Genomic DNA, 15,311 nt, shown 5'->3' on the forward strand with positions numbered 1-15,311 from the left:
GCCGGTTGCCTATAGTCGCTCTGTTTTTATTTTTATGTATTTGTACATGGAGAAAATAAAGTGAAACAGAGCGCGCTTTTTATCGCATTAATCCCACTGTTATTTGCCCCCGCTATTCACGCTGAAACCGCGAATATGAACGTCCTCGAACATCGTGCTGCGCAGGGGGATATCACCCAGCCCGGTGGTGCGCGCCGTCTCTCAGAAGATCAGACTGCCGCCATTCGAGCTTCTCTGAATGAAAACCCCGCTAAAAATATTATTTTGCTGATTGGCGACGGAATGGGTGATTCCGAAATTACGGCGGCGAGAAATTATGCCGAAGGGGCGGGCGGCTATTTTAAAGGCATCGATGCGCTGCCTCTGACGGGACAATATACCCATTACTCGCTGGATAAAAAAACCGGTAAACCGGATTACGTCACGGATTCAGCCGCATCAGCAACGGCGTGGGCAACCGGTGTGAAAACCTATAATGGCGCGCTGGGCGTCGATATTCACGAGAAAGATCATCAAACTATTCTGGAAATGGCGAAAGCGGCGGGGCTGGCAACCGGCAACGTCTCTACCGCTGAGCTTCAGGATGCCACACCGGCCGCGTTGATGTCGCACGTGACCTCGCGTAAATGCTATGGCCCGTCGGTGACCAGTGAAAAATGTCCGACCAATGCGCTGGAAAAAGGCGGTAAAGGCTCGATTACAGAACAGATGCTGAACGCGCGCCCTGACGTGACGCTGGGCGGTGGGGCGAAAACCTTTGCCGAAACGGCGACAGCCGGCGAGTGGCAGGGTAAAACGCTGCGCGAGCAGGCGCAGGCGCGCGGCTATGAGCTGGTAAGCGATGCGGCTTCTCTGGCGGCGATTACCGAAGCAAACCAGGATAAACCGCTGCTGGGATTGTTCTCTGACGGCAACATGCCGGTGCGCTGGGAAGGGCCAAAAGCCTCGTACCACGGCAATATCGATAAACCAGCGGTGACCTGTACGCCAAACCCGAAACGCAATGACAGCGTTCCTACGCTGGCGGCGATGACGGACAAAGCCATCTCTCTGCTGAGCAAGAGCGAAAAAGGCTTCTTCCTGCAGGTAGAAGGGGCGTCAATCGATAAGCAAGACCACGCGGCGAACCCGTGCGGGCAGATTGGCGAAACGGTGGATCTCGACGAAGCGGTGCAAAAAGCGCTCGAGTTTGCGAAGAAAGACGGTAACACGCTGGTGGTGGTCACCGCTGACCACGCGCATTCCAGCCAGATTATCCCTCCCGATACCAAAGCTCCGGGTCTGACGCAGGCGCTGACGACCAAAGACGGTGCTGTGATGGTAATGAGCTATGGCAATTCTGAAGAAGAGTCTATGGAACATACCGGCACACAGCTGCGCATCGCGGCGTACGGTCCACATGCTGCGAACGTGGTGGGTTTGACTGACCAGACCGATCTGTTCTACACCATGAAGTCCGCGCTGGGGCTGAAATAAGTTCGTCACCCGGCGGAAATCGTGGCTGCCGGGTGGTATTTTCCCCGTCACGAACCAGACTTAGAGTGGAAATTCACATAAAGGATAGTGCAATGAAAACGACAATACTGGTTACCTTACTCTCAGGCGTGTTCTTAATGGCTTCTGCGAATGCGGAAGAAAAGACCTTAACGCCCCAGCAGCAGCGTATGACAACCTGTAATCAGCAGGCGACCTCGCAATCTCTGAAGGGCGATGCCCGTAAGACCTACATGAGCGACTGCCTTAAAAACGGTGCCTCAAAACCGGATGAAAAAAGCCTGACGCCGCAGCAGCAAAAAATGCGCGAGTGTAATGCGAAGGCAACCGAGCAGTCCCTGAAAGGGGATGACCGCAGTAAGTTCATGAGCGCCTGTCTGAAGAAAAAAGTGTAGTTCTAACGGGTGAGTTGCCGTCGCGGCTCACCCGAAATTTCATACTTTCCCCGAAATCCCCCTCTCTATAATTTGGGAAAATGTTTCAGAATATTCCCAAAAATGATGAATGATGAAATCTATTACAACAAAGAGAGCATTCAGGAAGAGTGGAATAAACATCTTTCTCAGGATGACTCACACCGCTCCGGGATACGATTCTGCCGGCGGATCCGGCTGGCGCGCGTGGTGGGGCTGGCAGCCATGTTTTTCCCGATTGCGGGTGTGCTGGTTACCCATTTTCTCCCAGGCGGCTGGTGGTTATTACTGGTAGGGTGGGCCTTCGTCTGGCCACATCTCGCCTGGCAACTTGCCTGCCGCTCATCCAAACCATTTTGCAGTGAAATCGTTAACCTGAAGGTAGACGCAATCATCGCCGGTGTCTGGATTGGCCTGATGGGCCTGAATGCGCTGCCCACGGCGGCGCTGATCATGATGATCGGCATGAATATGATGGGATCAGGCGGTTTTCGGCTGTTTATTGCCGGTATTATCATTATCCTGTTTTCCGCTTTGGTCACGCTGCAGCTGAACGGCAGCATGATTACGCTTTATTCTGAGCCGCTGGAGTGGTGGCTGACGCTACCGGTTCTGATGCTGTACCCGATGCTGTTTGCCTGGGTCAGTCACCGGACGGCGGTTCGGCTGGCTGAGCATAAACGGCGGCTTGAGCTGATGAGCACGCGCGACGGGATGACGGGGGTGTTCAATCGCCGCCACTGGGAAACGCTATTGCGCAATGAATATGAGCAATGCCGTCGCAGCCATCAAACGGCGACAATATTGCTCATCGACATTGATCACTTTAAGAGCATTAACGATACATGGGGCCATGACGTCGGCGATGAAGCGATAGTGGCTATCACCCGCCAGCTGCAGTTGACGCTACGCTCGTGTGATTTTATTGGCCGTTTTGGTGGGGATGAATTTGCCGTGATTATGTCCGGCACGCCTGCGGAAAGTGCGATTGCCGCGATGTCCCGCGTACACGAACGTCTGGTCAACATGCCGCTACCCGGAGCACCTTCAGAAAGGATCCGTATTAGCGTCGGGGTTGCCCCCTGGGGACCGCAATTCGGACACTACCGCGAATGGTTAAAAGCAGCAGATGTTGCCCTCTATAAAGCTAAAAATGCCGGACGGGGTCGCACCGAAGTGGCAGCCTGACGCCCGGCTCTGTTTATCAGGATTTACTCAGCTTCTCTGATTTTTCCATGCATTTTGCCATCGCCTCGATGACGGCAGCACGGAATCCGCGCTCTTCCAGCACGCGTACGGCTTCAATCGTTGTGCCGCCCGGAGAGCAGACCATATCCTTCAGTTCACCCGGATGTTTACCCGTCTCCAGCACCATTTTGGCAGAGCCCATGACGGCCTGCGCGGCAAATTTATACGCCTGCGCGCGCGGCATACCGCCCAGCACCGCAGCATCCGCCATCGCTTCAATAAACATAAAGACATACGCGGGGGCCGAACCGCTTACGCCGACAACCGGATGGATCATCGCTTCAGAAATGACTTCTGCCTCACCGAAGCAGCGGAAAATGTTCAGGACATCCGCCACGTCTTCGGCGGTGACCAGTGCGTTAGGGGTGATAGATGTCATCCCGGCGTTGACCAGAGAAGGGGTATTTGGCATTGCGCGGACGATTTTACGGTCGTGACCGAGCGCGCGAGCCAGCTGGTCGAGCGTCACACCGGCGGCAATGGACACCACCAGCGTCTCTTTATTCAGACTGGAGGTGATATCGCTCAGCACTTTGATCATGATGTTCGGCTTCACGGCACCAAAGACGATATCCGCGATCTGGGCGACGTCCTGTGCGCTTTCGGCGGCGTTGATACCGTACTCATCACGCAACGCCGCGACTTTATCCGGTGACGGGGTGTAGACCCAAATCTGTCCCGGCAGTACCTGCCCGCTGGCGATCAGGCCACCCAGGATGGCTTTGCCCATGTTACCGCAGCCGATAAACCCGATTTTCTTGTCCATCACGTCTCTCCGTTATTATGCGTTGTTATCTCTGATTGATAGGCTTATAGCTTAACAACGAAAAGCAGGCGACAATAGCCGTCAATGCGATACAAGGGTGACAATATGGCGATTTGGGTTGATGCGGATGCCTGTCCGAATGTGATTAAAGAGATTTTGTTCCGCGCCGCCGAGCGCGTACAGATGCCATTAACGCTGGTGGCGAACCAGAATATCCGCGTGCCGCCTTCCCGGTTCATCCGCTCTTTGCGCGTACCGGCCGGGTTCGATGTGGCGGATAACGAGATTGTGCGTCTGTGCAGCGCCGAGGATTTAGTGATCACGGCGGATATTCCCCTGGCCGCAGAAGTGCTGGAGAAAGGGGCGGCAGCGCTGAACCCGCGTGGTGAACGTTATTCGCCGTCGACCATTCGCGAAAAGCTCACCATGCGCGATTTTATGGACACCATGCGCGCCAGCGGCGTGCAGACTGGCGGGCCTGATAGCCTGTCTCAGCGTGACCGTCAGCAGTTTGCTGCCGAGCTGGATAAATGGCTGCTGGAAGTGAAGCGCCGCACGGCGTAATGATAACCATTGTCAAAATGTGGTACAGTGTGGCCTCCACAGGGTTGTCATCCCGTACCGCTTTGCAGTAAAGTAAACGCAACATCTTCTGCAATCATTTCTTTACAGTCTTCAGCCTTCCGGCATCAAGGGGAAACACCTGGTTATGAACCCACCCATCTTTTTAGTTGGCCCTCGCGGCTGTGGGAAAACCACCGTTGGCCTGGAACTGGCGCGCGTGTGCCAGAGTCAATTTGTTGATACCGATCACTGGCTTCAGGAACATGCTGCTCAAACCATCGCAGAGATTGTCGAAAAAGAGGGCTGGGAGAGCTTTCGCGCGCGTGAAACCGCCGCGCTGGAAGCGGTAACGTCACCTGCGACTATCATTGCAACCGGCGGGGGCATTATTCTGGCGGAGTACAACCGGCAGTTTATGCGCGATAAAGGGATTGTGATTTATCTCTGCGCGGCGGTCTCTACCCTGGTTGGACGTCTTGAAGCGTTTCCGGAAGAGGGGCAGCGTCCTGCGCTGACCGCGAAGCCACTCAGCGAAGAAGTGAGTGAGGTACTTGCGGAACGCGATGCGTTATACCGCGAGGCGGCACACCACGTTGTGGATGCCTCAGCTTCACCTGAAGAGGTTGTTATTCAGATTATTACCGCCCTTCGTTTGGCCTGCGCCAGCTAACTGCCGTCTATACTCATAGCTCAGACATAAAAAAAGGATGAGCTATGCCAACCAGACCTCCCTATCCGCGTGAAGCACGCATTGTCACCGTCGAAAAAGGTCATGCCGACCATACCGTGACCTGGTATCAGCTGCGTGCCGATCACCCCAAACCCGATTCGCTGATCAGCGAACATGAAACTGAACAAGAAGCGCTGGATGCGAAACGGCGCTACGAAGATCCCGATAAGTCCTGATTAAATTCCTAAACCACGCAAAACCGTGCCTGAATCACACTTTTAACGCATCGTGAATGTTAAGCACGGGTTAATATTTAGTTATTACAGGGTGATTCGGCATGGGCCTGGGATCTTTACATTTCGGTGCAGAGATCCCCTGCTACGCTTGGTGCTGTTTTGTTGAAAAAACGAACGGTGCAGCGTAGTGAGCCTGTACCTGTGTAACGGTTGTGGTAGTAATGGAAGGCGATCAAAATGAAGGCGACATTGGCGATCCTCACTATTGGTGTGGTCCCTGTAAGCGAAGTATTACCGCTCTTAACCGAGCATGTCTCTGAGCAACAGATCGCTCATCTTAGCCTGTTGGGTAAGATGAGTCGTGAAGAGGTCATGGAAGACTACGCGGTGGAGGAAGGGGAAGATCCCCTCGCGACGTTATTAAGTGACGGTAAACTGGCGCATGTGTCACGCCAGAAAATCGAGCGCGCGCTTCAGGGTGTTATTGAAGTGCTCGATAATCAGGGTTATGACGTCATTTTATTAATGAGCACCGCACCGATAACAGGACTGGTTGCGCGTAATGCGATTTTGCTGGAACCGATGAGAATTATTCCGCCGCTGGTGGCCTCGATTGTCGACGGTCACCAGGTGGGGGTCATTGTTCCCATCGAGGAACTGATGGATAACCAGGAGGCAAAATGGCACGTGCTGGAAAAAGTCCCGCTCTATGCGCTGGCTAATCCGTTCTGGGACAGTGAAGCGGCGCTCATTGCCGCAGGGCGAGAGCTTATGGAAAGAGGCGCGGATGTGTTGATTCTGGACTGTCTCGGCTTCCATCAGCACCATCGCGATTTACTGCAAAAAGCACTCGATATACCGGTGCTGTTGTCCAATGTTCTGATGGCGCGTCTGGCGTCCGAATTACTGGTGTAATGATTTTGCGTGACAGGCCATGAGCATGGCCCCTATAGTGGATTTTTATCTATAAATATAAGGGCCAGTTCATGCTTCAAAGTAACGAATACTTTTCCGGTAAAGTGAAATCCATCGGTTTTACCAGCAGCAGCACTGGCCGCGCCAGTGTTGGCGTTATGGCGGAAGGGGAATATACCTTTGGCACTGCGGAAGCAGAAGAGATGACGGTTGTTAGCGGCGCGCTGAACGTCTTACTGCCGGGTGAAACGGAATGGAAAGTTTACGCTGCCGGGCAAGTGTTCAACGTCCCTGCCCACAGTGAATTCCATCTGCAGGTTGCTGAGCCTACCTCTTATCTGTGCCGCTATCTGAAATAAAAAATAAGCCGGGTGGCGCTAACGCTTACCCGGCCTACGTTTTGTCTGTTATCTTTGCGCTTCGCCGCCGAGACCTTCCACCAGATTCTGAATCAACGCGGCCAGCTCGCCGGTCATCAGGATGAAGTCCGCGTCAAAACGCTGGGCATAATCTTCCCGGTCGATATCTTCGTTCTGATCGCGCAGCTCGTCGCAGAATTTCAAACGCTTCACCGAGCCGTCATCGCACATCATGAACTGAATGCGCTGCTGCCAGTCGAGTGCCAGCTTGGTCACGACTTTGCCCGCTTCAATGTGTACGGCGATCTCGTCGCTCACCAGATCCTGCTTCTTCGCGCGGATCACTCCGCCATCTTCCAGCAGGGCTTTCAGCTCTGCTTCATCCAGGATCTGGAAACCTTGCGCGGCAGTCCCGCTGCGTACCCACTCGGTCAGGGTCAGCTCAATCGGCGTTTCCAGCGCCAGCGGAACGACCGGTAAAGAGCCGATGCTTTTGCGCAGCAGGGCCAGCGTGTCTTCTGCTTTCTTGGCGCTGGCGCAGTCCACCATGATCAGCCCGTTTACGGTGTCGATCCACATCATGGTCTGGCTGAAGCGGCTGAACGCGCGAGGCAGCAGGGAATGCAGCACTTCGTCTTTCAGCGAATCTTTTTCGGTCTTTTTCAGCTTGCGGCCCTGTTCGGCTTCCAGCTTGAAAATTTTCGCTTCGAGCGCCTGCTTGACGACCGGCGTAGGGAGGATTTTTTCCTCTTTACGCGCACAAACGATGATTTGACCGGTGCTGCTGGCGTGGGTCAGGGCATCGCTTTGCGAACCCATTGGCGGAACCCAACCGGTTTTTGCCATATCCTGGCTACCGCAAGGGGAAAAGGTGTAAGCGGCTAACTGTTTTTCCATCTCTTCTGCACGCAGCGAAACGTCGCGGCTGAGACGGTAAACCATCAAATTTTTGAACCACAGCATGATAATTTCCACGGCCTTGTCGTTAAATCAGCGGGCATGATAACGAATTGTCGCATCGCTTGCATTGCTAATCGGGTAGGCGGCTTCTACTCTGTTGATAATCAAAATAATGAGGAGTCTCTTGTGCGTATTGGGATCGATTTAGGCGGCACCAAAACTGAAGTGATAGCGTTGAGCGAGCAGGGGGAACAGCTGTTTCGCCACCGCTTGCCTACGCCGCGTGATGATTATCACCAGACTATCGAGACGATTGCCCGGCTGGTCGAGATGGCCGAGCAGGCAACAGGGCAGACGGGCAGCGTGGGAATGGGGATCCCCGGGTCGATCTCGCCATACACCGGCGTGGTGAAAAACGCCAACTCTACGTGGCTCAACGGCCAGCCGTTTGATAAAGATTTGAGCGCGCGTCTTAAACGCGATGTTCGTCTGGCTAACGATGCCAACTGTCTGGCGGTATCGGAAGCTATCGACGGTGCAGCTGCAGGCGCCCAGACCGTTTTTGCGGTCATTATCGGTACCGGCTGCGGCGCGGGTGTGGCCTTCGGCGGTCGCGCCCACATTGGTGGCAACGGCACGGCGGGCGAGTGGGGGCATAATCCGTTGCCGTGGATGGACGAAGACGAACTTAAATATCGCGCGGAAGTGCCGTGCTACTGCGGAAAGCAGGGCTGTATCGAGACCTTTATTTCCGGTACGGGGTTTGCTACGGACTACCATCGCCTGAGCGGGCAGCCGCTGAAGGGGAATGAGATTATGCGTCTGGTTGAAGAACAGGATCCGGTCGCGGAACTGGCGCTTAGCCGCTATGAAATGCGGCTGGCGAAATCGCTGGCGCACGTGGTTAACATTCTCGACCCGGATGTGATTGTGCTTGGCGGTGGGATGAGCAACATTGACCGGCTGTACGCCACGGTGCCAAATCTGGTCAGGCAATGGGTCTTCGGCGGCGAGTGTGAAACCCCGATCCGCAAAGCGGTGCACGGGGATTCCAGCGGCGTGCGCGGTGCGGCGTGGCTGTGGCCAGAATAAACGTTTTTTCCCCTCTCCCTATGGGAGAGGGCCAGGGTGAGGGCACCAGACCGCACCATCCCCCATTTATTCCACCGCAAACACCTTATCCAGCCTGCTATACCCCAACCCGTTAATCTTCTTCACCTTGATCTGCACCGGAATGCGCTCCTTCATCGCCTCAACGTGGCTGATCACGCCGATGGTTTTGCCGGTGGCGTTCAGCGCGTCGAGCGCATCCAGCGCGGTATCCAGCGTTTCGCTGTCCAGCGTGCCGAATCCTTCGTCGAGGAACAGGGAATCGATCCGCGTCTTGTGACTCACTAAATCCGACAGTGCCAGGGCCAGCGCCAGGCTCACCAGAAAGCTTTCGCCGCCCGAGAGCGTACGGGTATCGCGCACCGCGTCCGCCTGCCAGGTATCGACCACTTCCAGCTCCAGCGCATCGCTGACTTTCCGCTGAAGCAGATAGCGTCCGTGCAGGCGATTAAGCTGTTGATTAGCGAGCCAGACCAGATTATCCAGCGTCAGCCCCTGAGCGAATTTACGGAATCGGTCGCCGGTGCTGGAGCCAATCAGGGAATTCAGATAGCCCCAGTCGTCCGCCAGGCGCGCGGCCTCTTCTATTTGCTGCATAAGCGCCTGCTGGTGCAGACGGTTATCGCTGTCCTGCTTGAGCTGCTGGCGGATCTCACCCTGATGCGTGGTGTTCTCACGAAGTTGATGTGCCAGTTGCTGCAATTGCGTTTGTAATGTTTGAACATCGGCGTCCAGCCCTTCCGGGCGCAGCGCCTGATGGTCCTCTCGCTGTCGGGTCGCTTGCGCGGAGAGCGCGGTCGCCTGCTGTACCTGGTTTTCCAGCGTCTGCTTTAGCTGCTCCAGGCGTCGAACGGTGTCGGCATCCAGCAGCGCAGAAAGGAACGCGTCTTGATCCTCAAAACAACTTGCCGCCAGTGCCGCGGCGAATTGCGCCTGTGACTGCTGCAAACGTTCGTTCTCCAGCGCCTCCTGCTGTTGCTGCGCGGTAAGCTGACTTTGCAGCGACACGCATTCGTCGTGAATTTCGCGCCAGTTCGCGGGGATCGCCGTTTCGGCTTCAGTGGCTTCCGTTGCCGGAAGGGTGTCGAGCAGCGGCGTCAGGGCGTTAATACGTTCCAGCATCGCGCCATGCCGGGTCTGTTTCTCCTGCCACTGCGCGTATTCGCTTTCACGTGAGGCGAGCCAGACGGATTCAGTGCCTGCATCCGGAATACCCAGCGACAGCGTATGCAGGGACGTTTCCACTGCCTGATGCGTTGCCGCCAGCTGTTGCTGGTACTGACGTTCCTGTTCTTCCTGCTCGCTAAGCTGGCTTTGTAGGGTCAAACGCTGGCTGAGCTGATAAAGCTGCTGCTCGTAGTGCTCCTGCTCGCTCATCCACGGGGCAATATCCTCCTGAATATTCAGCGTAATATTCAGAGAAGCACACACTTCCAGCCACTCTTTAGTGAGCGCTTGCTCTTCCTGAGAGAGCGCCTGCGCTTCGTCTGTCTCGCGTTGGATCTGCTGTGACAGGGCGTTAACCTGGCCGAGAACTAACAAACCTTCGTCTTTAAGTGCGGCGACCTCTTTAGCTAATTGATCGCGGCGGCGTTGATTTTCACTGAGTTCCAGAGCCTGGTATGCCGTCACGGCCGGATGGGTCGTGGAGCCGCACAGCGGGCAAGGTAGCCCGGCCTGGAGTTGAGCACGCTCCGCCTCAAGGCTTTTGATTTTCTCTTCCTGCCTGCAGAGTGTTTCAACGTCCAGATAGTGCTGGTTTTTTTCTTTATACTGCTGGCGGCGCTGTGCCAGCGTTTCGTTAAGCGCGACCAGCCCGGTCTGTGCTTTTTGCACGCTTTCGGCGTTCTGACGCTGACGTTTTTGCAGCGGTTGATAGCGGGCATGGAGAGCGGTCAGGCGCTGGCGCGCAGACCGGGTTTGCGCCCGTTGCTCCATCGCCATTGCGACCTCGTCAGCCGTCAGCGTGAGGGAACTTTCTGGCAGACCCGTCAGCTTATGGCGTAATTCAGTGATGCGCGCAGCAAGCGTAGTGAGCTGATTTTTATCGCGATTGAGCTGAGAGAAGTGAGCCCGCCAGCCTGCAATCTCCTGGCCCCACAGGCGGTACCGATCGTGATCTGTCAGCCATTGTGCCAGTGCTGCCAGTTCTGTCTGTAGCTGCGTATGAGTATGTAAAGCGCCGTTGCGGATCCGCGAGCGCAAGGCGGTTTTTTCCAGTAAGCGAGTATTTACTTCAACAATATGCTGCTTCGTTTGCGCCAGGCGTGATGCCTGTTCTTGCTGATGTTCCCACAGCGGGCGGAGCTGGGACGCGGGTTGCGCGAGCTGGAGCTTTGCCAGATCGGACGCTGCATCCGTCAGCGCCTGTTGCGTCTGCTGCTGTAAGGTCGCGGTGCGCTGCTGTTCGCGGATAAGCTCTTCGCTGCGCGTAAGCCACTGAAATTCTTTCTGATGGTTCTGCTGCTGCGCCAGCAGGGTTTTCTCTTCGTCAGTAAGTGCCTGCAAACTTTGCTGCAACTGCTGCTGCTGTTCTTCACTCAACAGGACAACGCCCGCCGCTTGCGCTTCGCACATCTCAAGCGCATTGCGCGCGGCTTTGTGTTTTTCAAACACCATGGCGGAAATCTGGCCGTAAATCTCGGTGCCGGTAAGTTCCTCCAGCAGCTCCGCGCGATCGCTCGGTTTGGCGTTCAGGAAGGCGGCAAACTGTCCCTGAGAGAGCAGCATCGAGCGGGTAAAACGGCCGTAGTCCAGCCCGGTAAGTGCTGCCGTTTGTTCCAGTTTATCCGTCACCTTGTCGGCGAGGATTTTTCCGTCCTCGCAGCGTGCCAGTTCCACGCGCGGGGCCTGCAGGTTCCCGTCAGGCTGATTGCGCGCACGGTTCTGGCTCCAGAACGCGCGATAGGCGATTCCCTTTACCTCGAACTCCACTTCCGCCAGACACTCGGCGGTGTCGCGCGTCATCAGGTCGTTTTGCGCCTGAGAGACCTTTTGCAGTCGTGGCGTTTCGTGGTAAAGCGCCAGGCAGATGGCGTCAAGCAGGGTGGTTTTCCCGGCACCGGTGGCACCGGTAATGGCAAACAGCCCGTTGCTGGCAAACGGCTCAGCGGTAAAGTCGATTTTCCACTCGCCCTTGAGCGAGTTCAGGTTTTTCAGGCGCAGGCTGAGAATTTTCATGCGTTTTCTCCCTCATCGTTAAGCGCATGCAGGGTATGCATGAACAGCTCGTTGAGCCTTACTCGCTTCGCGTCGTCAATCTCTTCCTGAGACAACCGGCGCTCAAACACCTCTTCGACCCGCAGTTCACTGAGTGTTTCACGCTGCGCACCTGACAGAATTTTCTCGCGCTGCTCCCGGCTGCGGCGAACCAGTAAGACCTCGACGGGCAGCTCTTCCGTTAGCACCTGAATTTTTCTTTGCATATCATGCAGGTAGTCATCGGTGGTGATTTCGATATCCAGCCAGACGGGCGGAACCTGCTCGACACCACGCCACTGCTCAAGCCGTTCAGTGATGGCCGCCAGATCGCCTTTTAGCACCGCCAGCGGCTGGGTGACGGGCACGTCCAGCGTCTCGACAGCGCTAAGTTTACCGTCGGTAAAACTGACCAGATGCACGGATTTGGCTTTGCCTGTTTCATCGAAGCTGAGCGAAATGGGCGAGCCGCAATAGCAGATATGCTCGCAGCCGCCGACGATCTGCGCGCGGTGAATGTGCCCGAGCGCGATGTAGTCGGCAGGGGGGAAGTTCTGCGCCGGGAAGGCATCCAGCGTGCCGATATAGATGTCACGTACGGCGTCACTTTTACTGGCGCCAACGGTGGTGAGATGCCCGGTCGCAATCACCGGGATTGCCGCTTCGCCGCGCAGTGCGCAGGCATCGGTATGCTGCTGGTGATAATAATCAGTGATAGCCTGTAATAAATGCTGTTGCTTTTCGCCGCCGGAAAGTCCCGCCTGGCTTTGTACGATATCGCGCGGACGCAAAAACGGAATGGGACACAGCACCGCTCCCGGCGTGCCGTCACGTTTTTTCAGGATCTGCGGGGCATGTCCGGCACTGGCCACCACGGTGGTATTGAGAAACGCCAGAATATCGCGGGATTCATTCAGCGTGGCCACAGAATCGTGGTTTCCGGCGACAATCACCAGATGACAGCCGGTCTGCTGCAGATTCACCACGAAACGGTTATAGAGCTCACGCGCATAGCTCGGTGGGGAACCGGTATCGAAGATGTCACCCGCGACAATAATCGCATCGACGTCATGCGATTGTGCCGTCTCCAGCAGCCAGTTCAGGAAGGCTTCGTGCTCCGCCGCCCGGCTTTTGCTGTAAAAGTTTTGACCCAGATGCCAGTCTGAAGTGTGAAGTATGCGCATAGCTGATCCGTGGCGAAAAGAGTTGATGGCGATTATAAACTCTCAGGGGATGAAAATAACCGCTGTAATAAAACAACAGTTTGCCATTTATGGTGGTAATGTTTTTCATAAATCTGTCATAAATCTGACGCATAATGACGCCGCATTACAAACTTGTAACTTAAATAAGATAAGACAGGGCAAAGTATGGCGAGACGTATTCTGGTCGTAGAAGATGAAGCTCCAATTCGTGAAATGGTGTGCTTCGTGCTCGAACAAAATGGCTTCCAGCCGGTTGAAGCGGAGGATTATGACAGCGCGGTGAACCAGCTGAATGAACCCTGGCCCGATCTGATTCTGCTTGACTGGATGTTGCCTGGCGGCTCTGGACTGCAGTTTATCAAACATCTTAAACGTGAAGCGATGACCCGCGATATTCCGGTGGTCATGCTGACTGCGCGCGGTGAAGAAGAGGATCGCGTGCGCGGTCTGGAAACTGGCGCGGACGATTACATCACCAAGCCTTTCTCCCCCAAAGAGCTGGTTGCTCGCATCAAAGCTGTGATGCGCCGCATTTCGCCGATGGCGGTAGAAGAGGTGATTGAGATGCAGGGCCTGAGCCTTGACCCTACCTCACACCGCGTGATGACGGGCGAAAACCCCCTCGACATGGGGCCTACCGAATTCAAACTCCTGCACTTCTTTATGACCCACCCGGAACGTGTCTACAGCCGCGAGCAGTTGCTGAATAACGTCTGGGGAACTAACGTGTATGTGGAAGACCGGACGGTTGATGTGCATATTCGCCGCCTGCGTAAAGCGCTGGAGTTGAGCGGTCACGATCGCATGGTGCAGACGGTCCGCGGTACGGGTTATCGTTTTTCGACCCGTTTCTGAACAGTGACAGGAGTGTGACGCGTGCTGGAACGTCTGTCATGGAAAAGGCTCGTCTTTGAACTGATCTTATGCTGTATTCCGGCCTTCATTCTGGGGGCCATCGTTGGGCATCTGCCGTGGTTTTTGCTGGCGGCAGTGACCGGGTTACTCGTCTGGCATTTCTGGAACTTACTGCGCCTCTCCTGGTGGCTGTGGGTGGACAGAAGCATGACCCCTCCGCCGGGAAGCGGTAGCTGGGAACCGCTGCTGTATGGCCTGCACCAGATGCAGATGCGTAATAAAAAACGTCGTCGCGAGCTGGGAAGCTTAATCAAACGCTTTCGCAGCGGCGCAGAGTCGCTGCCGGATGCCGTCATTCTGACCACTGAAGAAGGCACAATTTTCTGGTGTAACGGCCTGGCGCAACAGCTGCTGGGCCTGCGCTGGCCGGACGATAATGGGCAAAATATCCTTAACCTGCTGCGTTACCCGGAGTTCACGCTGTATCTGAAAAAGCGTGATTTTACAGGGCCGCACAATCTGAGGCTCAACAACGGGCGTCATCTGGAAATCCGCGTGATGCCTTACAGCGATCGGCAGTGGCTGATGGTGGCGCGGGATGTCACCCAGATGCACCAGCTGGAAGGGGCGAGACGCAACTTCTTCGCGAACGTGAGCCACGAATTACGCACCCCGTTGACCGTGCTTCAGGGCTACCTGGAGATGATGCAGGAGCAAACGCTCGAAGGTGCGCCGCGTGAAAAAGCGCTGCACACCATGCGCGAGCAAACGCACCGTATGGAAGGCCTGGTCAAGCAGCTGCTGACGCTCTCGAAAATTGAAGCCGCGCCTTCACTGGCACTGAATGACACCATCGATGTGCCGATGATGCTGCGGGTGGTGGAGCGGGAAGCGCAAACGTTAAGCCACAAAAAACATCAAATTAGCTTCGAGGTCGACAGCACCCTGAAGGTGCTCGGCAGTGAAGATGAACTGCGCAGCGCCATCTCCAACCTGGTGTATAACGCGGTGAATCATACGCCGGAAGGGACCCATATCGTGGTGCACTGGCAGCGTGTTACCGCGGGCGCTGAGTTTAGCGTTGAGGACAACGGGCCGGGGATTGCCCCTGAGCACATACCGCGTCTGACCGAGCGATTCTACCGTGTGGATAAAGCGCGCTCGCGGCAGACCGGGGGAAGCGGCCTGGGGCTGGCGATTGTGAAACACGCGGTGAATCACCATGAAAGCCGTCTCGATATCCAGAGTACGCTGGGTAAAGGAACCCGCTTCAGCTTTGTTATTCCGGAACGATTAATTGCCAAAAAGATCGCCTGACGGCAGGCGTGTCATTTTACCTTTCCACGGGCCGGCATTTGCTGGCCCATTTGCTTTGCAG

15 protein-coding genes are annotated in these 15,311 nt (G+C 55.6%); 11 read left to right on the forward strand and 4 right to left on the reverse strand.

The window, feature by feature from the left end; genetic code table 11:
- Positions 1–60: 60 nt before the first annotated feature.
- From phoA to adrA, 3 genes are all read left to right on the forward strand, one after another.
- Positions 61–1,476, forward strand: a complete 1,416-nt coding sequence (gene phoA, locus ACTJJA_RS00460) for an alkaline phosphatase (protein WP_440665571.1) — start codon at positions 61–63, stop codon at positions 1,474–1,476.
- Between the two features lie 92 nt (positions 1,477–1,568).
- Positions 1,569–1,889, forward strand: coding sequence for a phosphate starvation-inducible protein PsiF (gene psiF / locus ACTJJA_RS00465; RefSeq protein WP_010427999.1), 321 nt, complete (start codon positions 1,569–1,571; stop codon positions 1,887–1,889).
- 102 nt (positions 1,890–1,991) lie between these two features.
- Positions 1,992–3,095: a diguanylate cyclase AdrA gene (adrA, locus tag ACTJJA_RS00470; RefSeq protein WP_108415690.1), complete on the forward strand. Its 1,104-nt coding sequence runs from the start codon at positions 1,992–1,994 to the stop codon at positions 3,093–3,095.
- A gap of 16 nt (positions 3,096–3,111) precedes the next feature.
- Here the strand turns inward: adrA and proC are convergent, their stop codons facing one another.
- A complete protein-coding gene (gene proC / locus ACTJJA_RS00475; protein ID WP_440665573.1) occupies positions 3,112–3,921 on the reverse strand; it encodes a pyrroline-5-carboxylate reductase in 810 nt (269 codons plus the stop codon).
- A 105-nt stretch (positions 3,922–4,026) separates the two neighbouring features.
- Here proC and ACTJJA_RS00480 point away from each other — a divergent pair, with 105 nt between their 5' ends.
- The 5 genes from ACTJJA_RS00480 to ppnP all read left to right on the forward strand — a co-directional run bounded on the left by ACTJJA_RS00480 (position 4,027) and on the right by ppnP (position 6,665).
- Positions 4,027–4,485, forward strand: coding sequence for a YaiI/YqxD family protein (locus ACTJJA_RS00480; protein WP_010428006.1), 459 nt, complete (start codon positions 4,027–4,029; stop codon positions 4,483–4,485).
- Between the two features lie 145 nt (positions 4,486–4,630).
- Positions 4,631–5,155 (forward strand): shikimate kinase AroL, encoded by a 525-nt coding sequence (gene aroL, locus ACTJJA_RS00485; protein WP_100167140.1) that lies wholly within the window; start codon positions 4,631–4,633, stop codon positions 5,153–5,155.
- A 44-nt stretch (positions 5,156–5,199) separates the two neighbouring features.
- A complete protein-coding gene (yaiA, locus tag ACTJJA_RS00490; protein WP_010428011.1) occupies positions 5,200–5,391 on the forward strand; it encodes a protein YaiA in 192 nt (63 codons plus the stop codon).
- Positions 5,392–5,628: 237 nt separating this feature from the next.
- Positions 5,629–6,306 carry an AroM family protein gene (locus ACTJJA_RS00495; protein ID WP_440665576.1) on the forward strand — a complete coding sequence of 226 codons (678 nt, stop codon included), beginning with the start codon at positions 5,629–5,631 and terminating at the stop codon, positions 6,304–6,306.
- 71 nt (positions 6,307–6,377) lie between these two features.
- Positions 6,378–6,665 carry a pyrimidine/purine nucleoside phosphorylase gene (gene ppnP / locus ACTJJA_RS00500; RefSeq protein WP_042716688.1) on the forward strand — a complete coding sequence of 96 codons (288 nt, stop codon included), beginning with the start codon at positions 6,378–6,380 and terminating at the stop codon, positions 6,663–6,665.
- A 48-nt stretch (positions 6,666–6,713) separates the two neighbouring features.
- Here the strand turns inward: ppnP and rdgC are convergent, their stop codons facing one another.
- Positions 6,714–7,628, reverse strand: coding sequence for a recombination-associated protein RdgC (gene rdgC, locus ACTJJA_RS00505; RefSeq protein ID WP_010428018.1), 915 nt, complete (start codon positions 7,626–7,628; stop codon positions 6,714–6,716).
- A gap of 123 nt (positions 7,629–7,751) precedes the next feature.
- Between rdgC and mak the strand changes: the two genes are divergently transcribed.
- A complete protein-coding gene (gene mak / locus ACTJJA_RS00510; RefSeq protein ID WP_440665578.1) occupies positions 7,752–8,657 on the forward strand; it encodes a fructokinase in 906 nt (301 codons plus the stop codon).
- Positions 8,658–8,723: 66 nt separating this feature from the next.
- On the opposite strand, the gene sbcC is transcribed toward mak, so the two are convergent.
- Positions 8,724–11,855, reverse strand: a complete 3,132-nt coding sequence (sbcC, locus tag ACTJJA_RS00515; RefSeq protein ID WP_440665580.1) for an exonuclease subunit SbcC — start codon at positions 11,853–11,855, stop codon at positions 8,724–8,726.
- Positions 11,852–13,057, reverse strand: coding sequence for an exonuclease subunit SbcD (gene sbcD, locus ACTJJA_RS00520; RefSeq protein WP_440665581.1), 1,206 nt, complete (start codon positions 13,055–13,057; stop codon positions 11,852–11,854). Before sbcD ends, sbcC begins: the two co-directional genes overlap by 4 nt.
- Positions 13,058–13,243: 186 nt before the next feature.
- On the opposite strand from sbcD, the gene phoB reads away from it, so the two are divergent.
- Both phoB and phoR read left to right on the forward strand, forming a co-directional pair.
- A complete protein-coding gene (gene phoB / locus ACTJJA_RS00525; protein ID WP_010428026.1) occupies positions 13,244–13,933 on the forward strand; it encodes a phosphate response regulator transcription factor PhoB in 690 nt (229 codons plus the stop codon).
- Positions 13,934–13,954: 21 nt separating this feature from the next.
- Complete coding sequence (gene phoR, locus ACTJJA_RS00530; protein ID WP_440665584.1) at positions 13,955–15,250, forward strand: phosphate regulon sensor histidine kinase PhoR; 1,296 nt, start codon at positions 13,955–13,957, stop codon at positions 15,248–15,250.
- The last annotated feature ends 61 nt before the right edge of the window (positions 15,251–15,311 follow it).

This window comes from Enterobacter sp. 22452 (assembly GCF_052045065.1).
GTDB lineage: Bacteria > Pseudomonadota > Gammaproteobacteria > Enterobacterales > Enterobacteriaceae > Enterobacter > Enterobacter mori.